This is a genomic window from Lutibacter oricola (genome assembly GCF_900106565.1).
Lineage (GTDB): Bacteria > Bacteroidota > Bacteroidia > Flavobacteriales > Flavobacteriaceae > Lutibacter > Lutibacter oricola.
On the sequence record NZ_FNNJ01000002.1, the window covers coordinates 524820 to 549680 of the forward strand.

Here is a 24861-nt window from a genome sequence, read left to right on the forward strand (position 1 = left end):
AAAAAGGCTTCTATAATAAGAAGCCTTTTTTTATGGTGTATAGTTTTTAAAACTGCCATCTTTAAAAAAAACAACAATTCTCTCAATTTCTTTTTTTTCTGAAATTTTAACTTCAACAGGAATTTCTTTTTCCGTTTTCTCAATTATTTTTTCAGGAACAAACTCTTCCTTTTTTTCTGTATTTGAAAATAGAGTAGTTACAGGTTCACTTTCTTTTTTAGGAAAAGAACCAACACCATTTAATAACCAATAGAGTTCAACTTCAGGAAAAACTTTTAAAACTTTTAAAACAAAATCTAGGCTAGGTTTATTTCTTCCAGATAATAAATGTGAAATACTAGAGCGTTGTACTTCTAGTTTTTGAGCAAAAGAAGAAGCGGAATAGCTATAGGTTTCCATAATTAATTTTAACCTTTTTGAAAACTCATCTATGTTTACCATTGTAACATTTTTTAATGTTTACAAAGTTAAACAACACAATTGTAATATAAAAGCTATTACAAAAATATATTTACAATAGTAAAACTCTATTGAAGTAATTATTTAGGTTTAGAATTGTAAACAACTATTATAAAGTTAATTAATGCGCATCAATAAAAATTATTTATTGTTGATGTCGGGAGTTTCAATAGGCGTTTGTTAGAACATAGCATATGTTTACATTTGTAATATGAGTTAAAAATTCGAGTGTTTACATTTGTAAATTAACACGGTTCACAATTGTAACAAATACCTAAAACTTGTTAAATATTTAAATTCAATTTTAATACATTTATATAGACTTATATTTGCAATATGAAAACAGGAAAAGTTGAAGACTTACAACACTGGTATAAAAACAATTTTGAATCTAGCTTAGTTGGACGACGAATTTTATTTACCGATATAGAACCTTTATTAATCAATTTACCATCTAAATTTACCAAAGAAATTATTGGAACTTCAGAAAGTGGAATACCTATTTATAAAGTTTCAATAGGTACTGGAAAGAAGAAAATATTACTTTGGTCTCAAATGCATGGAAATGAAAGTACCGGCACAAAAGCCATGTTCGATTTGTTTAATTACTTAAATAACGAATCTTTTTCAAGTGCTATTTTAAAAGAATGTACACTTCAATTTATACCATTATTAAATCCTGATGGAGCTATTAAATTTACAAGAGAAAATTTAAACGATATAGATTTAAATAGAGATGCTGTAGCTATTAAAGCAACAGAAAGTAAACTACTACGCAGTATTTTAGATGAGTTTAACCCAAAATTCTGCTTTAATTTACACGATCAACGCTCCATATTTAATGTTGAAGGGACACAAAACACAGCTACAATATCATTTTTAGCACCTTCAATAGATGAAGAAAGAACATTAACAGAAGAAAGAAAAGAAACAATGAGCGTAATTGTAGCGATGAATTCTTTTCTACAGCAGCTAATACCTAATCATATCGGTAGGTATACCGATGAATTTTACCCAACTGCTACTGGAGATAACTTTCAAAAACTAGGACATAACACTATATTAATAGAGGCAGGGCATTATAAAAACGATTATGAACGTGAAACCACACGTGAATTTAATTTTTACGCACTTGTTGAGGGATTAAATTTTATAACTAACACAACTAATTATTCTAATTATGAAGAATATTTTAATATTCCGAATAACGATAAATTATTTTTAGATATAATTTATAAAAACTTAACTATTGAGTTAGATGGAGTTCGTAAAATTACTGACGTAGGTATTCAATTCAAATTCAAGGTATTAAATAATAAATTAGTAAAATATAAATGCATTGAACAAATAGGAGATTTATCAAAATTTGCTTCAAATAATATTATTAATGCAGAAAATTTAAATTATTTAGATTTAGAATTGTCAAATTCATAAATTTTATGTGTTATTATCATTATTTTTTATATTTTTGCATAATAAATTTCTATATACAATAATAATCAGACCATGAAAAAATTTATGTTGGATGAGATTGATCATCAAATTTTAGATATATTAATAGAAAATGCTAGAACGCCTTTTACTGATATAGCTAAAAAGTTAGTTGTTTCTGCGGGTACTATACACGTTAGAGTAAAAAAAATGGAGGATGAAGGTATTATAAAAGGATCTACTTTAACTCTTGATTATGAAAAAATGGGATATTCGTTTATATCTCATGTTGGTATTTACCTAGATAAAACTTCAAAAACTAAAAAAGTAATTGAAGCTTTAAAAAAGATATCTAACGTAACAATTGCTTACATTACTGCAGGTAAATACAATATTTTCTGTAAAATTAGAGCAAAACATACAACACACGCAAAAGAAATCATTTTTGAAATAGATGATATTGATGGAGTTTCTAGAACTGAAACTATGATTTCTTTAGAGGAAAGTATTAATGACAAAACAAGATTAATGCATTCTATTTTTAGAGAAATCTAATATTAGATTAACAATATTTAAAAATACCTTATCATGTTTTATGATAAGGTATTTTTTTTGGGTAAAATTTTGTTACATTTAAGTATAATCTACTTTATGATTGCTAGTAATAAAATAATTTACGACAGGAATAATTATTCTGATAAAGAGCTAATTAGCCTATATAAGAAACTTGTAAAACCAAGACTTATAGAAGAAAAAATGCTTATTTTACTAAGGCAAGGTAAAATTTCTAAATGGTTTTCTGGTATAGGTCAGGAAGCTATTGCTGTTGGAGTTTGTAATGCGTTAAGTACTGACGAATATATATTACCAATGCATCGAAATCTTGGTATTTTTACTTCAAGAAATATTCCATTACATAAACTATTTGCACAATGGCAAGGTAAAAAAAGTGGCTTTACTAACGGAAGAGATCGTTCTTTTCATTTTGGTTCTCAAGAATTTAAAATTATAGGAATGATTTCCCATTTAGGTCCTCAATTAGGGGTTGCAAATGGAATTGCACTTGGAAATTTATTAAAAAACAACAACCAAGTTACAACTGTATTTAGTGGAGATGGAGCAACAAGTGAAGGAGATTTTCATGAAGCGCTTAATGTTGCTGCAGTATGGAATTTACCTGTTTTATTTTGTGTAGAGAACAATGGTTATGGACTTTCAACTCCTTCTAGTGAGCAGTTTAAGTGCAAAAACATTGCAGATAAAGGAGTTGGGTATGGAATGGAATCATATATTATTGACGGCAATAATATTTTAGAAGTACACTCCAAAGTTTTAGAAATAGCCCAAAGTGTAAGAGTTAATCCACGACCTGTTTTAATTGAGTTTAAAACTTTTAGAATGCGTGGTCATGAAGAGGCGAGTGGTAATAAGTATGTACCGCATAATATTTTAGAATTATGGGCTTTAAAAGATCCTATTGAAAATTATCAGAATTTTTTAAGAAAGGAAAACATTTTATCTGAAGAGTTAGAAGTATTAATAAAAGAAGAAATAGTTCATGAAATAAATGAACATTTAAGAATTGCTTTTGCTGAAGAAGAAATTAGTTCTACCACTGAAAACGAAATTGCAGGTGTTTACAAACATATTCATTTTATAGAGAAAAAACCTAACCAAAACACTACAGAAGCAAGATTGGTAGATGCTATATCTAATGGTTTAGATAAGTCACTAGAAGTATTTGACAATCTAATTGTTATGGGGCAAGATATAGCAGAGTATGGTGGTGTTTTTAAAGTAACCGAAGGCTTTTTAAAAAAATACGGAAAAGATAGAATTAGAAATACTCCAATATGCGAATCTAGTATAATTGAAGCTGCTTATGGACTTTCAATTAATGGCTTTAAAAGTGTTGTTGAGTTACAATTTTCAGATTTTATTACCTCTGGATTTAATCCTGTAATTAACTTATTAGCAAAATCTTTTTACCGTTGGAATCAGCCAGCAGATATTGTTTTAAGAATGCCTTGTGGAGCTGGAGTTGGAGCGGGCCCATTTCACAGTCAAACTAATGAAGCTTGGTTTACTAAAACACCTGGATTAAAAGTAGTGTATCCAGCATTTCCATATGATGCTAAAGGATTATTGGCAACTTCAATAGAAGACGAAAACCCAGTTTTATTTTTTGAACATAAAGCATTGTATAGATCTATTTATCAAGAAATACCTGAAGATTATTATACAATTCCATTAGGTAAAGCAAAGCTATTAAATGAAGGAATGGATTTAACCATAATTGCATATGGCTTAGCAGTGCATTGGGTGCTGGACGAGTTTAAAAAACATCAATTCTCGGCTGATATTATAGATTTGAGAACGCTTCAACCTTTAGATGTGGCAACTATTTATAAATCGGTAAAAAAAACAGGAAAAGTTCTAATTGTACAAGAAGACACATTGTTTGGTGGAATTGCATCAGATATTTCAGCTTTAATTTCTGAAAATTGTTTTGAATACTTAGATGCTCCAATAAAAAGAATTGGAAGTATAGAAACTCCTATACCTTTTGCCAAAAACTTAGAGAATTTGTATCTGCAAAATGATATGATAATTAAAGAGGTAAATATTTTATTAAAGTATTAGATGATTTAAATCATACATTTATAGATATATAAGGTCTAATTTAATTGCATGAAAAAGAAAATAGAGCTTATGGAATCATCTGCTTTTTTCGAAGCATGCTTTAATTCGTTAAATTTTGGAATTGCAATTTTCAATAAAAAAGGAGATATAATAATGGCTAACAGCTCTTTAGCAGAGTTGTTTAACTATGAGCTTGATAGTTTTCAGCAAATGAATATTACTTCACTTTTTGATAATGCTTCTTTAATACATAGTTTTATTTCAAATAAAAACAGAACATTTTTTGATGGTTTAATTGAGTTACAAGGAATTAAACAGAATAAAGAATTTATTTCAATAGAAGCTAATTTCGGGAAAATTGAATTTGAAAAGTTTATTTATTACAAAGTTGTAGTTACAAATATTTCTGAAAGAAAAGCTAAGGAAGCTCAAATAGTAACCGAAAATTTAAAGCTTGAAGAAAGAATTAAAGATCAAAACAAAGAGCTGGAAAAAATTTTAAAGCAATTATCAAATTCTTTAAATATTGAAACTAAATTATTAAAATCTGTTGAAAACCTATTAGAAAAAAACAGCACATCACCACAATTTTTAAAAAGTAATATTGGTAAAGAAATATTTGAATCTTCATATGATTCTACCGTTTTTTTTAACTCCTTTTTAAAAGATAAAAAAGTTTATAAATACATTAAAGGCGAAGCCATTTATTGCGAAGGAAACCTAAGTAACCATATATTTTTAATCAAAAAAGGAATTGTTAAAACATATAAAACAAGTGAGTACGGAAAAAGTTATATCACTGATTTTTATACAGAAGGCAACTTTTTTGGATATGTTTCTTTTGTAAAACAATTGCCTCATTTTCAAAATGCACAAGCAGTAACTAATACGCAACTATATAAAATTAGTAAGCTAGAAATTTCAAATCTAATTAATAAAAATCAGCCTGTATTGCAAAATTTTATTTTGCTACTGGCAAATAATATTATTAATATGAAAGAGCAAGTTATATCGTTAGCATATGGATCTGTAAGACAAAAAACTGCGAGAGTGTTAATTAAGTTTATAAATTATAACATTCTTTCTTTAAACAATGAAATATTTATATCTAGACAAGATTTAGCTAATTCTATAGGAATTGCAAAGGAAACTTTAATTAGAACTTTACACGATTTTAATGAGGAAGGTTTAATTAAATTAAATCAGAAATCAGTTACAGTTATAAATAAAGCTAATTTATTAAAAGTTCTATAACTGACTACAATCAATTAAGACACTGATGTGTATCATTGCCTTAGGCTTTAATTTTACGTAATTTTAATATCAATAAAAAGAAGATTTTACGTGATTAAATTACTATTCAATTGAGTTAGGAGTTTATTAAATTACCATAGAAAATAGATTTGTAAGAGGAGAAAATTAATTTGAAATTCTTATACAATAAATTGAACAGGTAATATTTAATAATTATAGAATGTAATTATTGTGGTACACATACAATGAAAATCTTCTTTTAGAATCCGAGAGAAGAAAGAGGGAATTCTCTCGGATTCTTTAAAACTATTATATTATGAAAAAAAATATAAACAGCAAAAAAGAACCTTGCGAAAACTTAACCATTGAACAGCTTAATAAAAAAGCTCAACTTTGGGTTTCAGAAATTGAATTTATAGATATAGAGCAAGAATTTTTAAAAGAATTAATAACTGAGCATATTATAGGTCTTTGTAGTACTAATAACTTTAAAAAGGCAAAATTATACTTAAAGGGTCTAGAATACGAAAAAAATGTAGCTATTGATCTAAAAGAGCAAGTAAATAATCATAAAGTAAATTTAGCTTTATTAATGGAAAATATCTTCTTAAAAAAAGAAGATTCATTTAGAACAATTCACAAGCAATTAGATTTAGAAATTAATAATTATACACAAAATTTTAAATACATAAAAAAAGAAGTGTTTGAGTTGATATTAGAAGTAATGAAAAAAGAAAAACAGCAAAATTTGTTAGCAAGCAATAAGTAATTCTCAATCAATACACTTTACCGTTTTCAAGTTTTGGTTCTTTAATATTTTAAACAAGTAAATTAAATAAATACACTAGCGTAGCTGCGAACGTGGTAGTTGCGCATAAGTGTAACATTTTAATAATTTAATAATTTGATTTTTCCATCTGATTATTGGGGTTAGCTCAGATAGAATATTTTATTAAAGTTTAGAAGTAAAGTATCAAGAGTTAGAATTTGAAAACGGTTTTTTTACACCTTAAAATTCCATTTAAACTTTTCAAAAATAGTTTTCCAATCTTTAGGTAGTTTAGCTGTTATAGTTATTGTTTTATAAGATTTTGGGTGCGTAAAACTTAGTGATTGCGCGTGTAAAAATAAATTATGACAATTAAATTCGGTTTCGAACATTCTATTATGAAATCGATCTCCATATTTATAATCTCCAACCAAAGGATGGCTAATTTTATTCATATGAATTCTTAATTGATGCATACGCCCAGTAGTTGGTTTTAATTCTACCAAACTATACCTCGAATTTTTATAAGGATGAACAGCAATTGGCAATTCAACAGAAAATAAACAATTACATATGGTTTCAGCATCTTTATACACCTTTGTATCAGGGTTTTTAACAGGAGAATCTATTAATTGACTTTCTTTTGCAAAACCTCGTACAATACCCAAATATGTTTTTTGAATGGTATTTGAATTAAATAATTGTTGAAAAACAGCTACATCTTCCTTCTTTTTTGCTAGTGCTAACACACCCGAAGTTTTTCTATCTAACCTATGAATAGGGTAAAAGCTATGATTTAATTGTTTTTCCAATAAATCTAACAACGTATCATCTTTTATGTTACGTGCATAATACGAGTTGTGTATAAGCACATTATTAGGTTTGTTTACAATAATTATATAATCGTCTTCAAATAGAATTTCAATCTTCATTTTGCAAATATAAGAGAGTAAAATGGCTTAAAATAAAATTACTAAAACATTTATAAATTGTAGTACCTTCGAACTTTTAAATAAAACTATGCCGCAAATTTTTAATTTAATAGAATTATACCAATTAACATATCTAGATTTATTTTTAGCTTTTTTAGCTGCATTTATTTTAGGAGTAGGAAAAGCTGGTATTAAAGGCTTAGGTGTAATTATTGTAATTTTAATGGCTTTGGTTTTTGGAGGTAAAGCTTCTACCGGAGTATTAATGCCTTTAATGATTATGGCTGATATATTAGCTGTAATTTATTACCACCGACATACACAATGGAAATTTTTATGGAAACTTTTACCAACCATGGTAATTGGGGTTTTAATAGGAGTATTACTTGGTTCTTATATTTCTGAAGTTGTGTTTAAACAATTTATGGCTGTATTTATTTTGGCAACTGTATTAATTATGGTGTTTATGGATCGCAAAAAAAGGAAAGAAGTACCTACTAATTGGTTTTTTTCTAACGGAATTGGTTTATTAGCCGGTATTACATCTATGATTGGAAATTTAGCTGGATCTTTTGCTAATATTTATTTTTTAGCAATGCGATTGCCTAAAAACGAATTTATAGGTACAATGGCCTGGTTGTTTTTTATAATAAATGTTTTTAAATTACCATTTCATATAATAGTATGGAAAACCATTACTGTAGATAGTTTTTTATTAAACACTTTATTAATACCTGGAATAATAATTGGCTTTTTTGCTGGTGTATGGTTAGTAAAACTTATAAATAATGAAGCTTATAGAAAATTTATAATTGCAGCAACAGCTTTTGGAGCCTTATTAATATTATTTAGTTAATGGAAGAACACTTTTTTCAATGTCCGTATTGTTGGGAAGAAATATCTATGCTGTTAGATAGTTCTGTGCATTCTCAAACATATATAGAAGATTGCGAAATTTGCTGTAATCCTATTCAAATAAAGCCTGTTTTTAACAACAATAAATTAGCCTCTTTAACTATAGAAAATATAGAGCAATAAATATTACTTCAGAATTTTCTTTAATTCATTTTCCAATCTATAAGCCGAAATTTTTCTGTCTATAATACCACCATTACCATCAACCAATACCATATGAGGTATAGAAGATACGTTAAACATATAGGCAATTCTCATATTATCATCGTAAATATGATTCCAACTTAGCATTTGATCTTCAGCAATACCACTTTTCCAGGCTGCTCTATTTCTATCTTCAGAAACAGTTACAATATCAAAACCTTTACTTTTATATCTATCGTAAATAGATTTTACTTGAGGTGTAACCTCTCTACAAGGTCCACACCAACTCGCCCAAAAATCTATTAAAACAGCTTTTTTTCCATTTAAAACAGTTGCTAAAGAAAGGTCTGCACCATTTAAGCCCTCACCAGCAAACATAGGCGCTAGTTGTCTTTTAGGTGTATTTTCTTTGGCTATTTTTATAGCTTGCTGCTCTTTTTCTAGTTCTATTGCTTTTAAATTTTCTAAAGCAGTATTAACGTTTTCAACAATTTTAGCATTATCTAACTTATCTGTAATAGTTTTAATTTCAATTAACTGATTAATACTTAAGGCGTCATTATTTAAAATACTATTCAATATTTTAGATTTAATAGGAGTAGAGCTTATTGATTTTAAACTATTTAACTTGTAATTATAAATTTTTGAATTTAAGTTATCTATTTGAGTAGCAATACTAGTTTTTATTGTTGAAGTATTAAAAATGGCTAGTTTAGATTTTTCTAATTTATTTAAACCTTCTAAGTAGGTGTTGTAATTCTGTTGTGCATTGCCACCAAAAACCAATTGATTATTTATTGAAGCATATAATTGAAAATCATTGTTTTCCAATAAAACATCTACACTAAGTGAGTCTTTTATAAATAAAATAGTATTAAAATTTACTCCATTTGAAATACCTTTAAATTGAAATTTATTATTAGAAATAATTGCTGAATCTGCTAAAGTATTGTTGGAGTCGAATAAATAAGCTTTAGATGAATTTAAACTATTTGTATAACCATTAATTGTGTAGCCTTTTTCTTTACCGCTTTTTTTTGTTTCCTTTTGACAAGAAATAATTGAAAAAATAGTTACTAAAACTAATATTACCTTTCTCATTACTTAATTTTTAATTTATGCAATTATAGTAATTTTATTTATAATGAAAATAATTAAGTCGTTTTTCAAAAGAAATACAGTTATAAAAATAAGCTAGTAAGTAAAGTTTAAACCATACAAATAGGTTTAAGTAAGTATGTTTATTTCACTTAAAGTCAATTTTTTAAAAATAATTAAAGTTAAGCATTGTTAATTGCCACGTTCTTGCTTTTTATATTTATTACGTTAAAAACTAAAATAGATAAACCACTACAAATTGAAAAGCCAATAAATAGAGGTAAAGCTGTATTACCAACATATTTACCAATAATAGCACTTATTATAACAGCCAATATTGTTGAAATAAAACCTGTAATAGCAGCTCCAATACCAGCAATATGAGCAATTGGTTGCATTGCTAAGGCTCTTAAATTTCCAAAAAGAAACCCAATTGATAAAAATTGAAGCATAAAAAAGGCTAATATAATTTCTATACTTGGATTACTAGAGCTATAAAAAAGAAATACATAAATAAGTGATGTTATAAAAAACAAATACAAAGCTAATCTAGCTATTCGTTTCATACCAAATTTTACAACTATTGTTCCGTTAGAAAGGCTTGAAATAACCATTGCAATTGTTAGTCCTGCGAAAATATATGGAAACTCATCTATAAATTTATATTGTTGCTGAAATATTTGTTGAGCAGTACTTAAATACACCATAAAAGAGCCAAATATAAAACCAGAAATAACAGTATAACCAATAGATTGCTTGTATTTAAATAATTCTTTACAACCATTTAAAAAAGCCAGTTTTGTAAATTTTATTCTATATTCAGGATGAAGTGTTTCTGGTTGTCTAAACCAAAACCAAACGGATATTAATAAAACTATTAACAGTTGAAAATAAAAAATAGCTTCCCAATTAAAACTGTCTAATGCAATTTTACCCAAAACAGGAGCAAAGGTAGGTACCAACAAGAATACAACCGTTATAAACGACATTATTCTAGCCATATAATCTCCATTAAAAGTATCTCTAACAATTGCAATACTTACAGTTCTTGGAGCAGAAAGTCCAATTCCTTGAATAATTCTACCAGTTATCATAACTACAATAGATTGTGCGTTAACGCATACAAAACTAGCTACAATAAATATTATAAAACCAATATAAACAACAGGTTTTCTACCTAATGAATCTGATATTGGGCCAAATACTAACGGACCAATACCTAAACCTAAAAAAATCATTGTTATCAATAACTGATTTTCACTATTACTTTCAGTACCAACAGATTGCCCAATAATATCTAATGCCGGAAGCAATGCATCAATTGCAAGTGCTGCTATAGACATTAAAGAAGCCATAAGTGCAATAAATTCTAGCTGAGGGATTTTCTTTTTTTGCATGCTGCAAAAGTAGTGCAATTGTAGCTGATATAAGAGAGGTTATAGTTAAATTCTGTTAATAATTTATTAATTTGCACTCTATAAATTCTATGTATGAAATTACAGCAATTACGAGAAGCAATAGATGGAACAGATATTTACATATTAGATCAAATTTTAAAGCTTAGATATCAAAAAGCAGGTAAAATATTGGATGCTGGCTGTGGAAGTGGACGAAATTTAAAATGGTTTTACAATGCTGGCCATCAGGTTTATGGTATTGATATTAGCTTAGACGATGTAAATTATTGTAAAAAAATATATGATAAAGAAAAATTTAAACAAGCAAATGTAGATGCTATTCCATTTACAGAAAATAGTTTTGATCACGTTATATGCAATGCCGTATTGCATTTTGCCGAAGATTTAAGCCAGTATTTAAAAATGTTAAAAGAATTATTGCGAATATTAAAACCTGGCGGAAGTTTATTTATAAGAATGGCGTCTAATTTTGGTATGGAAAACAATGTTGAACATATAGAAAATGGAATTTATAAATTACCTGATGGTTCAACACGATTTTTATTAACGAAAGAATTGTTACAGCATTTAAAACAATCTAAAGAAATTACGTTTTTAGAAACTGTAAAAACAACAATAGTTGAACATAAAAGATGTATGACGACATTAGTTATAGAAAAGAATTAAATATGGAAGAAAAATTTATACACTTGGTTTTCTTTTGGTTAAAGAATCCTGAAAATAAAACAGACAGAACAAAATTTGAAGATGCAATAAATAAATTGGTTGAAACTTCTAAATATGCCAAAAACAATCATATTGGAACACCAGCAGCAACAAACAGACCAGTTGTAGATAGCAGTTATACATATTGTTTAAAAGTTACTTTTAATAATATTGAAGAACACGATAAGTATCAAATAGAGCCAGCACACAAACTTTTTATTGCTGAAGCTTCTAAATTATGGGAGCGTGTATTAATTTACGATTCTGAAATGTAATAAAAGGAGTATTCACATACTTCACATTTACATTCTAAAAAACTCTATTTAACATAATATAAATTATAATACAAATATACAGTAATTGCTGTATAGCCGTATTTCAGGCTATTTACACATAATTGCAGATATAGTGCCTTTAGGTCTATATCGATAGATATTATGTTAAAAGTAATTACGGCTTATGAAGTTCTAATTTTATTTGATAGTTATAATTCGATATTTACCTGTTAAAAGAATTGTTATTTACAAACTCTAAAAACTTTGGTTTGTATTGTTCAGAAACTGTAATGCGTTGGTTATTTATAATAATTTGACTACGTTCAATTTCTACAATATTTTTTAATGAAACAATAAAAGATCTATGAACTCTCATAAACTGATCTTCGGCAAGTTCATTTTCTAAAGATTTTAAACTCATTAGTGTTAAAATTGGCTTTGGATTACCTTTTAGCCATATTTTAATATAATCTTTAAGTCCTTCAAAATATAAAACATCTGCCAATTTAATACGCAATTGTTTGTATTCCGATTTTACAAAAAGAAACTCTTTTTCTTCAGATACAACAGATTTTTGATTTCCTTTAACTAATTCAAACCACTTACTAGCCTTATTGGCTGCAACTAAAAACTCAGCATAATCAAAAGGTTTTAACAAATAATCTAAAGCCTCAACTTTTATACCTTCTAATGCATATTGATCAAATGCTGTGGTAAAAATTACACGAGTTTCTTTAGGTAGCATTTTAGAAAATTCAATACCTGTTAAATCTGGCATTTGTATGTCTAAAAACAATAAATCAACAGGAGTTTCTTTAATAAAATCCATAGCTTCAATAGCACTACTACATTTTTGTTTAAGGTCTAAAAAGGGTGTTTTTTCTACATAACTTTCTACTAAATTTAAAGCCATTGGCTCATCATCTACAATAACACAGGTAATTTTTACTTTGCTCATAATTTAAGCTGTTTCTATTTCTAAAGTTACTAAAAAACGATCGTCCTTTACTCCTGTTTTAAAGCTGTATTTATTAGGATATAGTAATTGCAAACGTTTTTCTAAGTTTTGCAAACCAATTCCCGAACCACTTTTATCGTCTGTTTTTTTAGGGAAATTATTGTTTTCTATGCTAATAAATATCGTTTTGTCTTTGCAAGTCATATTTATTTCAATTTTACTTTCTTTACTTGCCGAAACACCGTGTTTAAAAGCGTTTTCTATTAAAGAAATAAATAATAAAGGTGCAATTTGAATTGTTGTGTTTTCTGAAGGAAAATTATAACTCACTTCTGTTTTATCAGTTACACGCAATTTCATTAAAGCAATATATTTTGTCATAAAATCAATTTCTTTAGTAAGAGAAACTAACTCCATATTTGTTTCATAAAGCATATAACGCATTAATTTACTTAAACTATGTATGGATGTTTTTGCTTGATCTGGCGAAATATCTACTAACGAATAAATATTATTTAATGAATTAAAAAAGAAATGTGGTTGTAACTGGTAATGCAAATGTTGTAATTCTGATTGTAACTGAATATTTGCAGCTTCTTTACTTTTAGCTTCAGTTTTTCTCCATTTTTGGGTTGTTTTTAAAGCTATTGAAAAAAGTAAAGGAGCTAAATATGTTAGCATTTGTATATAAATAAATAGTTTAAAAGGCGGTTTTTTTCCTTCAATATTATTCCCTTTATCAAACAAATTTTCAAAAAAAGTGGTCTCTATGTATTCTTTTAAAAATAGAAAAAGTGCAATTAACAAAATATTAATTGTAAAAAAACTAATTGTTTTTTTTGTGAAAAACAACTTGTCAATTAATATTAAATAATTGAAATAAAACAGAATTGCACAAAATATCATTGGAATCCAAAAATGAGCTATTGTTCTTTCAACTTCTAGTCCATAAGATAAAATATAAGGCAAGCCAAACAATACTAACCAAACTAATAGGTGAACTCCAATATTTAGACTTTTTCTATTTGTAAACATCTTAAAATTTTATTATTCGTATCTCAATGCTGTAATTGGGTCTAAAGCTGCTGCTTTTCTAGCTGGATACCATCCGAAAAATATGCCGGTTATGGCGCAAACTGCAAAAGAAATCACTATAGAATATAAGGCAACACTTGTAGGCCAATGTAAGAAATTTTCTATAAATAAAGTAGCTCCAAGACCTAAAAATACACCTAATAAACCTCCGGTAATACTTATTAAAATTGCTTCAATTAAAAATTGCATTAAAATATCAGAACCCTTACCTCCTACAGCCATTCGCAATCCAATTTCTTTAGTTCTTTCTTTTACAGAAACATACATAATATTCATAATACCAATACCTCCAATTAGTAATGAAATACCTGCTACAGCTACCAATAATACAGTTAACATTTCACTTGTAGAACTAAATGTTGAAATTAATTCTTCCATAGAACGTACTGTAAAATCATCATCTTCAGTATCCAATAATTTATGTTGAGAACGTAAAATTTCAGTAACCTGTATTACTGCTTCGGGTGCATCATCTTCACTAATTGCTGAAGCTACAATTTGATTTAAATAATCTATTGCTAAAATACGTTTTTGTACTGTTGTATAAGGTGCAATTACCACATCATCTTGATCTTGGCCAAAGGTATTTTCACCTTTTTCTTCTAAAACACCAATAACTTTAAAAGGAATATTATTAAAACGAATCATTTGTCCTACTGGTTCCTCACCATCAGGAAATACATTATCTACAACCGTTTGCCCAATTAAAGCTACTTTAGCGGCCGAATTAACTTCAGTATCTGTAAACATACTTCCGCTTTGTAAATCCACTACTTTTATATTAAGGTATTCTGGATTTACACCGTAAATAGTACTTGGCCAGTTGTTAGAACCGTTAATAACTTGCCCACCACCATTAACCATTGGTGTTATATAGCTTATTAAATTAGTGGTTTGTTCTTTTATTTTTTCATAATCTTTAAAAGTTAGTGTTTGTACGTTACCACCACTACCTCTAGCCGGACCTCTATCATCTGCTCCTGGTCTAATGGTTATCATATTAGAACCCATACTTGAAATTGTTGTACGAATACTTTCTTTTGAACCTTCACCAATAGCTAACATTGCAATTACTGAAGCTACTCCAATAATAATACCCAACATAGTAAGCAATGTTCTTGTTTTATTAAGAATTATTGCTTTATATGCAATTTTAAATAAATTTAATAGTCTCATAATTAATTGTCTTGTTTAGGTAATTTGGCTAATTCTACTGCTGCAGATTGAATATTGTCATTTTTATAATCTTGAATTATATTTCCATCTTTTAACACAATGGTTCTACTACTAAATTCTGCAATATCAGGCTCGTGAGTTACAAAAGTTATGGTAATTCCTTTTTTATTTAAATCTTGAAATAAAGACATAATTTCGTAAGATGTACGCGTATCTAAATTACCTGTAGCCTCATCTGCTAATATCATTACAGGATTGTTTACAAGAGATCTTGCAATTGCTACACGTTGTTGTTGTCCACCAGAAAGTTGGGCCGGTGTATGATCCATTCTTTCCTCTAAACCAACCATTTTTAAAGCTTTAATTGCGCGTTCTCTTCGTTCTTCAGTAGAAACTTTACTGTTGTATAATAAAGGTAATTCTACGTTTTCAATAGCCGAAGTTCTGGCCAGTAAGTTGTATGATTGAAAAATAAATCCAATTTTTTCATTTCTAATAGTAGCCAACTCATTTCTGCTCAAATCTTTTACGCTTACATTGTCTATTTCGTAAGTTCCAGAAGTTGGCTGATCTAAACATCCTAAGATATTTAACATGGTACTTTTTCCTGAACCACTTGAACCCATAATGGTTACAAATTCGCCTTCTTCAATGCCAAACGAAATTCCTCTAAGTGCATGAACCGTTTCAGTTCCCATAGTAAAATCACGCTTTAAGTCATTAATTTTTATAATTTCTTTCTTCATAATATCCTATTTTTTTCCTGGTGGTTTTGGCATAAATGGACTTTCGCCTGCTCCTTTTGGTCCAGCTTCGGCTCTAGAAAGCCCTTTTAAACTATAAACTAATTTTTCACCTTCATCTACTCCACTTAAAATTTGCACATTAACACCATCGCTCGCTCCTATTGTTACTTTTTTTGAAGTTATACTTTTATCGTTACCTAAAACCCAAAGTGTTGTTTTATTTTTTGAAGTAGTATTAGAAACTGCTGGTAAATTATGATGTGTATTATACAATGCTAAAGTTTCTGTTTCTGGCTTAAAGTTTATAGCTTTAGCTTCGGTAGTTAAAACATTTTTTAATTCTAGTGTATAAATTGAAATTGTTGCTGTTAAACCTGGTTTTAATTTTAAATCTGGATTATCAGCTTTAATAACCACCGTATATGTAACTACGTTAGATGATATTGTTGGGTCTAAACGTACTTGTGTAACTACACCTTCAAAGGTTTCACCTAAATATGCGTCTACAGTAAATGTAACGCGTTGACCATCTTTTACATTTCCTATATCGGCTTCATCAACATCAGCTTCTACTTGCATTTCTTTTAAATCTTGAGCAATAGTAAAAAGTGTTGGTGTACTATAACTTGCAGCAACTGTTTGCCCTTCATCAATATCTCTAGAAAGTACAACACCATCTATTGGAGCATATATATTAGCGTAACTTAAATTAGTTCTTGCTTTTTGAAGATCTGATAAACGTTGAGTTACTGAACCTTTTGCAGTTTGAAGTTCATAAAGAGCGTCATCAAAATCAGATTTACTAATTACCTGATTTTCAAACAATTTCTTTTGTCTATCATAAATATTTTGAAGGTAGTTTTTTTGAACAATAGCATTATCGTAAAATGCTTGTGCATTATTTCTTGTAGCAATTAGATTTGTTTTATCTAACTCGGCAATTAACTGCCCTTCTTTAACTTCGCTATTATAATCTACATATATTTTTTCCACAACTCCTGAAACCTGTGTACCAACATCAACCTGATTAATAGGCTCTATGGTTCCTGTTGCTGTAACCAGTGTTGTTACATCTGATTTTTTTGCTGTTATTGTTTTAGGTTCAATTATAACGGCTTCATCGCTATTTATAAAACTGTATGATGCAATTGCAATTAGAGCAATTACAACACTTCCTATAATTATTTTTGTTTTTGTTTTCATTTTTAATTAATTAAAGTTTAATATCGTTTCCTTGGTAAAATTGTAGTAATTGGTGGTACAAAATATTTAAGTATTTAGCTTGCAAATAGTTTTGTTGTGCATTGGTATATGTGTTTTGACTAATCACTAAATCAGTTGTACTTAAATCTCCCAATTCGTATTTTTTTTGTGCAAGTTTATAGCTTTGTGCTGCGGCTACTTTTGAAGCTTCTGAAGCAATAACTTGTTCTTGAGCAGATAGTGCATTTTGATAGGCCGTTTCTACTTTTTTATAAACCGTTTTCTCTGTAGTTTGCTTTTGAATTTCAGCTTTTTTAATATTGATAGTAGCGGTTTGTACGGCTGCTTTTGTTTTATTTTTGTTGAAAATTGGAATACTTAATGATAAACCTAATTTTTGATTGAAATTTAAATCGAACTGATCTGAAAACGAGCTATCTGTAATACTTGTATAACCAGAACCTAAGCTACCAGATAATGATAAAGTTGGTAAAAAACCACCTTTTGCTATATCTAATTCCTTTTCATTTGCTTCAATATTTAAATTACTAGCTTTAATTTCTGGCAAGTATTCCAATGCATTTTTATACACTTCTGTTTTGTTAAGATTTAGATTTACCAAATCCAAATTTTCATTTATGGTTTCAATTTGCATATCTTCCATAAAAGGTAACTCCAATAACTGTTTTAGATCTATTATATATTGCTGATACTCATTTTTTGAAGAAATAACATTGTATTTGTTAGTAGCAGCTTGGCTTTGCGCTTCAGTATAATCACTTAAAGTTATGGTTCCAGCATCTAAACGAGCTTTAGCTCTAAGTACTTCTTTTTCTGAAGCTTCTAAATTGTTTTTAGCAATAGAAATGTTTTCTTTACTATATAAAGTCTGTAAATAGGTTTCTAAAATATTAAGAACAATATTATTTTTTTCTACTTCTTCTTCAAAAATACTTTGCTCAAGCAGTAATTTGTTTTGTTTAATTTGGTTGCTTATTTGCTTACCCTGAAACAATGTTATGGAACTATTAATGCCAACATTTGTACTGTTTACTTGATCTGTAACATAATCGCTTGTAATAGGGTCTATTGTATTTCCACTTGAAAAACTTTGAGATGCACTTCCAAATAAATCGGGTAATCTAGATGATTTCGCCTTGCTATAATCAACTTGTGCAATATCTTTACTTAGTGTAGCATCTTTAATTGAAATATTGTTTTCTAAAGCATAATTAATACAATCTTCTAAAGACCATATTTTTTGAGTAGTATTTATTGAAGTTTCTTGTGCAAAAGTAAATTGCATAAATAGTAAACTTGCAATAATTATTTTTAGTTTCATTTTTTAGTGTTTTTTAATTAACACTTCAAAAGTGAAACTATATACCTTATTAATAAAAAGGAATAGACGTTTGAGGTAATTGACTATACATTAAGGCTGGTTTTATCGATGAGAATTTTTGATATTACTAGAACTTAAAACTCTAAATTTGACGTATTACTTATTTAAACATCTTATATTTTATCAATTAATGCATTCTGTTTGCTGTTTAAAGGTTACTTAAAACAAAATGTAACTACTATCTTTGAAATTAAATTTACTTATATGAGTTTCTATCAACAAATTGCTCCCTATTATCATCACATATTTAAAATAAACGCTGTTCAAGTTGATTTTGTAAAGTCTAAAATACCTCAAAACAATGTTAAGTTAGTTGATATTGGGTGCGGTATTGGAACGCTTTCTTTTGAATTGATTAATTATTATAACAACATTCTTGGAGTTGATTTAGATGCTGAAATGATACAATCTGCTTTAAAAAACAACGTAGAAACTACTAATTTCCTCCATTTTGAAAAATTAAGTATGCTAGAACTAACTTCTTCCATTACTGAAAATTCTATAGACGGAATTATATGTTTTGGAAATACACTGGTTCATTTAAATTCATTAAATGAAATAGAAAAATTTCTAATGCAGGCAAAAAGTGTTCTAAAACCAAATGGAAAATTATTACTTCAAATTGTTAATTATAATAGAATTCTTTCAAAAAACGTGAAGCAGTTACCTTTAATTAATAATGATGAAATACTATTTGAACGAAATTACAATTATAAAAAAGCTGAAAACAAAATTGATTTCAACACTAAATTAACTGTAAAATCAACACAGCAACTTATAAAAAATAGTATTGAATTATTACCTATTTTAAAAGAAGAACTAGCATTTTTAATGAATAAAGTAGGTTTTAACAATTGTAATTTCTATGGTAGTTTTAAACAAGAAACATATTCTGTTGAAAGCCCTGCTTTAGTTGTAGAAGCTTGTTAATTAAAGTATATTTGAAACCTTATGAACAACCATTTTAAATCCATCATATTAAAAGCAACTGGAGCTTCTTCCCTATTCGAAAAAGAAGTAATTCAAGAGCTGTGGAGCGGATACGGAAAAATTATACGAATTGGATTAGAAAATGCTAATTTAAATAGTGTAATAGTAAAACACGTTCAGTTACCTATTACTAAAAATCATCCTCGTGGTTGGAACACAGATATAGGGCATCAAAGAAAAGTTAAATCATATCAAGTAGAAACTTTTTGGTATAAAACGTATAGCGAAAATAGCAAAGCACGTTTACCAAAATGTTTAGCTATTGAAACTAAAAATGATGAAGTTTTAATTGTTTTAGAAGATTTGGATGAAGCTGGCTATCCCATACGTAAAAGTACTGTTGCTTGGGATGAAATTGCTGAATGTTTAAAATGGCTGGCTCAATTTCACGCAAGTTATCTTGGAAAAGTTCCAACTGGACTTTGGGAATATGGCACCTATTGGCATTTAGAAACTAGACCTCAAGAATTAGCAGTTTTAAAAGATAAAAAGTTAAGAGAAGCTGCCTCTGAAATTGATAAAAAACTCAATAATTGTAAGCATAAAACGTTTGTTCACGGAGATGCCAAATTAGCAAACTTCTGTTTTTCTTCTAAAGGTGAAGTTGCTGGTGTAGATTTTCAATATGTTGGTGGCGGTTGCGGAATGAAAGATGTAGCTTATTTTATAGGAAGTTGTTTATATGAAAACGACTGTGAACGATTGGAAACTCTAATTTTAGATACTTATTTTGAGTATTTACAAAATGAATTACCAGTGCGAAATGACGCGCTTGAAAAAGAATGGCGTTCTTTATATCGAGTTGCTTGGGCAGACTTTCATCGCTTTTTAAAAGGATGGAGTCCAGATCATTGGAAAATTAATAGTTATAGCGAACGTGTAACTTTAGAAGTTATAAATAGCCTTTAAAAATGGATTTACAACACCTTAATAAAATTGCAATAAAGGCGGCGCTTTCTGCAGGGAAAATCATTCAAAAATATATGAATGATGATATTTTAGTTAGCAAAAAGAATGCAGGAACAAGTATTGCTTCACAAGTTGTAACCGAAGTTGATTTAGCCTGTGAAAAAGCAATTCTTACACTTATTCTTCCTACCTGTAAGCAGTTTAATTTAGCGCTTTTATCTGAAGAGACAGAAGATGATAACAGCAGATTTGAAAAAGATTATTTTTGGTGCATTGATCCATTAGATGGAACACTTCCTTTTATTAATAAACACCCAGGTTTCTCTGTATCAATAGCTTTAGTTGCTAAAGATGCAACACCGCAAATTGGCGTTGTATTTGATCCGAGTACAAATAATTTGTACAATGCAATTAAAGGAAATGGTGTTTTTAAAAACAACAAGCCATTGATTATTAACAATACAAATAAGCATTTAACGTATGTAACTGATAAAAAGTTAAGTGATACTCCACGTTCAACAGAAATTAAAGAGATATTAGATAAAAAAGCTGAGAAATTAAGTTTGACTGGCGTAAAAGAAATTTCTGGTTCTGGATCTGTTTTAAATGCCATTCACGTACTGGAAAATGGACCTTCTTGTATGTTTAAATTTCCTAAAAAAGAAAACGGTGGCGGAAGTATTTGGGACTTTGCCGCAACCGCTTGTATATTTAATGAGTTGAAACTTTCTGCTACAAATTTTAATCAGAAAAAGTTAGACTTAAATAAACAAAATGGTTCTTTTATGAATCACGAAGGTGTTTTTTATTCCAACTTTAATTAATACTATTCTTCTATTTCAAGTAATAAAACTCCGTGAACATCAAGTTCAAATTCTGAATTTAATGGCTGTTCAGTAAGCATATTTGTGCATTTAACTGTATCACCGTTTCTCATAGCAACCTTTAGCTGCGCTTTATTTTTACCTAAATTAATAATTGTCATAATATAACCACCTTTGTTGTTTGAAGCAATTCTCCAATTACACCCTTTATTTGTTAAACCATTTGATTCTGATAAAACAACTTTTGGTAAATTATCTTTAATTAAATCTAAAGCAAATACTTTTAAATCGTTGTAATTTGTAGTGTTTAAAGTATGTAAATGCCCTTTAACATTTACAAGTTTTTTAGAACGTTTTTGCCCATATTCGTTCATTGAAAGACTGCTATTGTTGTCAATTATTACAGTTCCTCCGTTATTTAAATAGTTTTGTAATGTTTCAAATTCCGAATCAGTTACGTATTCAGTTTTATAAACAAGTACGGCATCCCAATTTTTAGCATCTTGCTTTTTAATAATTTTTTCTGTAGCGTAACCAACCGGAAAGCCTTCAAAAAATAAGGATTCATACAAATCATATTGTTGTGTCATATGATGTTCTTTGTTAATAGCAGAAGTTTCAGAATGAAATAACCTTAACGGTTTTCTTTGACGGCGTAACGCCATAATTTCTTCAGAAAAACTATTTAAATCCATCATTACCTGAGTTAACTCGTTGGCAACTTGAGGCTGCATATTAACCGATGCAGCAAATGATTTTGCAAGCGCTACATCTTTTGAATAAACACTATTTTCAAATCTGGCTTCAGGAGAACCATCAGGATCTCTTGCCCAAAACCAAGATAAACCAGCATCCATACCGTGTAATGTTGCTAACCAAAAGTTGTTTCTAACATATTCTGGAGAAGTATCTAGTTTTCGCCAAGCAACACTTGAAAGGAAATGAGTTTCGGAATTAACATGTATTTTTTCAGGTGCTATTGATTCCATAAAATCATATGAAACACAAAGTTCTTGCCAGTGATATGAGTAATACTTTTCCCAAAATTCAAACTTATCATAACGAATGTCTCTTTCTCTTGTTTTAGCATCATCACCTATCATAGTTGTTAGTTCAGTCAATGCTTCAATATCAATTCCGTGAGAGCGTTCATCATCAGAAAAAAAGTGTGGTTGCAATTTAATATGCGTGTCACCTTCAGGATTTGTTTTATGTAATTCTGTTTGTAAAAAGGCAAACCACTCTACTACTCTATCCATATTAAATCGGTCCCAATCGTATCTTAAAGGTGTTCCTTTTGTATGTTTTTCAAGAGGAAAAGTGAAAGTAACATCGTTAAAAGTGCTAAAGTTTGTTTTCCAATTTTTATTTAGCTCAGTAATGTTATTTTTATACTTTTTACTTAGCCAATTGTTAAACTTGTTTAAGGTATAAGACGAGAGATCATTCATTTCTCCACGTTTAAATGCCCAATTACCTTTTTCGGAAAACCAATGTGGTTCATTTGCTAAAATGTAACCTAATTGTACAGATTTTCTTCCTTTTGTTATAGATCCTGTTTTCTGTAAAATGTCGCTCCAAACATCACGCATTAAGGGATTATCAATATCAAAACCAATAAAAGAACATATTCCTTTGGTAACCTCTGGGTCTTGTTTTTTAATCCACTTAGGAACATTTGTATTCCAAAGTAAGGTATAACCAACCTTTTTATCTGGGTGATTCTTAATTTTATCTAATGTCCACGGTACAAATGTGCGATCTTCTTTTAATAATTGAGGTGTAAATCCACCAATATGATCAATATTTCCTAAATGATCGTTATAAATTCTACTATCTGAAGTTGGGTTTCCCATTGATTTTGAAAAGTAATCATATAAAAAAACAGGTTTTCCATTACTTGTAAACTGATCATTTTCAACTACTATATTTTCCCAATCTACTTTAGAAACAGGTCTCCTTACTATGGTACCATTCATAACTAAAGTCAAATCATTTATTCCTTTATCTAAAATTTCAATAACTTTTTGTCGCTCAAAACTAGGAAGGTTCTTAGCCATTGCTACCTTATCACCTTTTATAGGTTTAAATTTTTCTAATGAATTTTGAATAAAAGGAATGTTATTTTCATCCCATTTTGCAATTTTTAAAAACTCTTTTGAAAACCATACAACTGTTTCTTCTCTAGTTACATCAAATCCTTTTTTTTGAGCTTTTTTCATTAATTTTTCGAGCTGAACTATTTTTTTTTGAGCTGTTTTATTTAAATCTTGAGCATTAACAGAAAAGTTCTGAATAAGTAATAATAGTAATAGCGCTAGTGTGTAATATGTTTTCATTGTAGTGGAATTTTAGAGGTTACTCCTTTTCTATTTTTAAAGCAACTCAAATATATAAAATTCAAATAGTATATTTAACTTTCACACCTATCATTTTTACACAGATTTTAAGAAAATTACTCATTCTTTTCTATTATTTTTGCATTTTTAATTTTAAAAAACGATAGTTAATTTTATTATGAAACCAGTTTACCTATTTTTCTTTTTATTTTGTTTAGGCTTTAATAATTACGGACAAAATAAAAAGGATATTAAAATTAATGTAGATTCAATTATTCAAATAATTTTAGCTGAAGACATACAAAAAATTAAGAAAGATACACTTGGTCAACTAGCTATACAGGATTCTATTATTACTTCACCTAAAGACAGCATTATTAATACGTGGTTAACGGAAAACTGGAATACTTCAGTTTTAAATTCGTATAAGCAAGAAACTATTATACAACCATTTAACATTAAATTTTTAGATAGCACCTACCATTCTCCTATAGAACGCAAGAAAGTTATTACTTCTCATTACGGTTGGAGAAATAGACATCCTCATTATGGAATTGATATAGATTTAATAACTGGAGATAATGTTTTTGCTATGTTTGATGGTAAAGTACGTTACGTTGGTTATAATAGAGGGCACGGAAAAGTGATTGTGATACGACATTTTAACGGATTAGAAACAGTTTACGCTCACTTATCTAAACGATTGGTAAAAGCCAACGACATTGTTTTAAAAGGTGAAATTATTGGTAAAGGTGGTAATTCTGGAAATTCAACAGGAAGTCATTTACACCTAGAAGTAAACTATAAAGGAAATCATATAAACCCTGAATATTTGTTTGATTTTGAAGAAAATAATATAGTAAGAGCACAAAATATTTGGGTTACTAAAAAATGGACTACTGCATACAACCATAATACAAAACGCCAAAGCAATATTAAAATTTGTAATACTCTAGATGAAGCTATACAAAGTGAAGTAAAACAAAAAGAATTATATATTGTTAAACGAGGAGATACATTATCAAGAATATCTAGTAAACATCATGTATCTATAACATCAATTTGCAAGTCTAATGCCATTAGAAAAACAAGCACACTAAGAATTGGACAAAAACTAATTTTAGTTAAATAGGTTCATTTCTCCCCTTTTTATTAGTATTTTAAACTATGTATATA

The 24861-nt window shown here is 28.5% G+C and carries 24 protein-coding genes; 13 read left to right on the forward strand and 11 right to left on the reverse strand.

The window, feature by feature from the left end:
* Positions 1-30: 30 nt before the first annotated feature.
* Complete coding sequence (locus BLU40_RS06900; protein WP_090121519.1) at positions 31-441, reverse strand: helix-turn-helix domain-containing protein; 411 nt, start codon at positions 439-441, stop codon at positions 31-33.
* A gap of 354 nt (positions 442-795) precedes the next feature.
* Between BLU40_RS06900 and BLU40_RS06905 the strand changes: the two genes are divergently transcribed.
* From BLU40_RS06905 to BLU40_RS06925, 5 genes are all read left to right on the forward strand, one after another.
* Positions 796-1893 (forward strand): M14 family zinc carboxypeptidase, encoded by a 1098-nt coding sequence (locus tag BLU40_RS06905; protein WP_090121520.1) that lies wholly within the window; start codon positions 796-798, stop codon positions 1891-1893.
* 72 nt (positions 1894-1965) lie between these two features.
* Entirely contained in the window at positions 1966-2445 is a 480-nt protein-coding gene (locus BLU40_RS06910; RefSeq protein WP_090121523.1) for an Lrp/AsnC family transcriptional regulator, read from the forward strand.
* A gap of 96 nt (positions 2446-2541) precedes the next feature.
* Positions 2542-4533, forward strand: coding sequence for an alpha-ketoacid dehydrogenase subunit alpha/beta (locus BLU40_RS06915; RefSeq protein ID WP_090121526.1), 1992 nt, complete (start codon positions 2542-2544; stop codon positions 4531-4533).
* 48 nt (positions 4534-4581) lie between these two features.
* Positions 4582-5787 (forward strand): cyclic nucleotide-binding domain-containing protein, encoded by a 1206-nt coding sequence (locus BLU40_RS06920; protein ID WP_090121529.1) that lies wholly within the window; start codon positions 4582-4584, stop codon positions 5785-5787.
* 316 nt (positions 5788-6103) lie between these two features.
* The gene (locus tag BLU40_RS06925) at positions 6104-6556 is read left to right on the forward strand and encodes a hypothetical protein (RefSeq protein WP_090121531.1); all 453 of its coding nucleotides are present in this window, start codon (positions 6104-6106) and stop codon (positions 6554-6556) included.
* Between the two features lie 233 nt (positions 6557-6789).
* On the opposite strand, the gene BLU40_RS06930 is transcribed toward BLU40_RS06925, so the two are convergent.
* Positions 6790-7488, reverse strand: coding sequence for a pseudouridine synthase (locus BLU40_RS06930; protein WP_090121533.1), 699 nt, complete (start codon positions 7486-7488; stop codon positions 6790-6792).
* 88 nt (positions 7489-7576) lie between these two features.
* On the opposite strand from BLU40_RS06930, the gene BLU40_RS06935 reads away from it, so the two are divergent.
* Positions 7577-8344 (forward strand): sulfite exporter TauE/SafE family protein, encoded by a 768-nt coding sequence (locus BLU40_RS06935; RefSeq protein WP_090121536.1) that lies wholly within the window; start codon positions 7577-7579, stop codon positions 8342-8344.
* On the forward strand, positions 8344-8526 hold the full coding sequence (locus tag BLU40_RS06940) for a CPXCG motif-containing cysteine-rich protein (protein WP_090121540.1): 183 nt from the start codon (positions 8344-8346) through the stop codon (positions 8524-8526). The genes BLU40_RS06935 and BLU40_RS06940 overlap by 1 nt, the downstream gene beginning before the upstream one ends.
* Positions 8527-8529: 3 nt before the next feature.
* On the opposite strand, the gene BLU40_RS06945 is transcribed toward BLU40_RS06940, so the two are convergent.
* Positions 8530-9648, reverse strand: a complete 1119-nt coding sequence (locus tag BLU40_RS06945; RefSeq protein WP_090121542.1) for a TlpA disulfide reductase family protein — start codon at positions 9646-9648, stop codon at positions 8530-8532.
* Between the two features lie 179 nt (positions 9649-9827).
* On the reverse strand, positions 9828-11042 hold the full coding sequence (locus tag BLU40_RS06950) for a multidrug effflux MFS transporter (RefSeq protein ID WP_090121545.1): 1215 nt from the start codon (positions 11040-11042) through the stop codon (positions 9828-9830).
* Positions 11043-11135: 93 nt separating this feature from the next.
* On the opposite strand from BLU40_RS06950, the gene BLU40_RS06955 reads away from it, so the two are divergent.
* Positions 11136-11729, forward strand: a complete 594-nt coding sequence (locus tag BLU40_RS06955) for a class I SAM-dependent methyltransferase (protein WP_090121548.1) — start codon at positions 11136-11138, stop codon at positions 11727-11729.
* Positions 11730-11731: 2 nt separating this feature from the next.
* Positions 11732-12043 (forward strand): Dabb family protein, encoded by a 312-nt coding sequence (locus BLU40_RS06960; RefSeq protein WP_090121940.1) that lies wholly within the window; start codon positions 11732-11734, stop codon positions 12041-12043.
* Between the two features lie 223 nt (positions 12044-12266).
* On the opposite strand, the gene BLU40_RS06965 is transcribed toward BLU40_RS06960, so the two are convergent.
* From BLU40_RS06965 to BLU40_RS06990, 6 genes are read right to left on the reverse strand one after another with little or no spacing between them, the layout of a single operon-like run.
* On the reverse strand, positions 12267-13001 hold the full coding sequence (locus BLU40_RS06965; RefSeq protein WP_090121550.1) for a LytR/AlgR family response regulator transcription factor: 735 nt from the start codon (positions 12999-13001) through the stop codon (positions 12267-12269).
* A 3-nt stretch (positions 13002-13004) separates the two neighbouring features.
* Entirely contained in the window at positions 13005-14036 is a 1032-nt protein-coding gene (locus BLU40_RS06970) for a sensor histidine kinase (RefSeq protein ID WP_090121551.1), read from the reverse strand.
* A 12-nt stretch (positions 14037-14048) separates the two neighbouring features.
* Positions 14049-15272 (reverse strand): ABC transporter permease, encoded by a 1224-nt coding sequence (locus BLU40_RS06975; RefSeq protein WP_090121553.1) that lies wholly within the window; start codon positions 15270-15272, stop codon positions 14049-14051.
* Positions 15273-15274: 2 nt separating this feature from the next.
* Positions 15275-16018 carry an ABC transporter ATP-binding protein gene (locus tag BLU40_RS06980; RefSeq protein WP_090121554.1) on the reverse strand — a complete coding sequence of 248 codons (744 nt, stop codon included), beginning with the start codon at positions 16016-16018 and terminating at the stop codon, positions 15275-15277.
* A gap of 6 nt (positions 16019-16024) precedes the next feature.
* Positions 16025-17221: an efflux RND transporter periplasmic adaptor subunit gene (locus tag BLU40_RS06985; RefSeq protein WP_090121556.1), complete on the reverse strand. Its 1197-nt coding sequence runs from the start codon at positions 17219-17221 to the stop codon at positions 16025-16027.
* A 10-nt stretch (positions 17222-17231) separates the two neighbouring features.
* The gene (locus tag BLU40_RS06990) at positions 17232-18563 is read right to left on the reverse strand and encodes a TolC family protein (protein WP_090121558.1); all 1332 of its coding nucleotides are present in this window, start codon (positions 18561-18563) and stop codon (positions 17232-17234) included.
* 264 nt (positions 18564-18827) lie between these two features.
* On the opposite strand from BLU40_RS06990, the gene BLU40_RS06995 reads away from it, so the two are divergent.
* Genes BLU40_RS06995 through BLU40_RS07005 form a run of 3 tightly spaced genes read left to right on the forward strand, consistent with a single transcriptional unit; the run spans position 18828 to position 21346 of the window.
* Positions 18828-19553: a class I SAM-dependent methyltransferase gene (locus BLU40_RS06995; protein WP_090121560.1), complete on the forward strand. Its 726-nt coding sequence runs from the start codon at positions 18828-18830 to the stop codon at positions 19551-19553.
* A 21-nt stretch (positions 19554-19574) separates the two neighbouring features.
* Positions 19575-20522, forward strand: coding sequence for a phosphotransferase (locus BLU40_RS07000; RefSeq protein WP_090121561.1), 948 nt, complete (start codon positions 19575-19577; stop codon positions 20520-20522).
* Positions 20523-20524: 2 nt separating this feature from the next.
* Positions 20525-21346: a 3'(2'),5'-bisphosphate nucleotidase CysQ family protein gene (locus BLU40_RS07005; protein WP_090121562.1), complete on the forward strand. Its 822-nt coding sequence runs from the start codon at positions 20525-20527 to the stop codon at positions 21344-21346.
* 2 nt (positions 21347-21348) lie between these two features.
* On the opposite strand, the gene BLU40_RS07010 is transcribed toward BLU40_RS07005, so the two are convergent.
* Positions 21349-23685: an alpha-amylase family protein gene (locus tag BLU40_RS07010; protein ID WP_090121566.1), complete on the reverse strand. Its 2337-nt coding sequence runs from the start codon at positions 23683-23685 to the stop codon at positions 21349-21351.
* Between the two features lie 178 nt (positions 23686-23863).
* Here BLU40_RS07010 and BLU40_RS07015 point away from each other — a divergent pair, with 178 nt between their 5' ends.
* A complete protein-coding gene (locus BLU40_RS07015; protein WP_090121569.1) occupies positions 23864-24817 on the forward strand; it encodes a M23 family metallopeptidase in 954 nt (317 codons plus the stop codon).
* Positions 24818-24861: the final 44 nt, after the last annotated feature.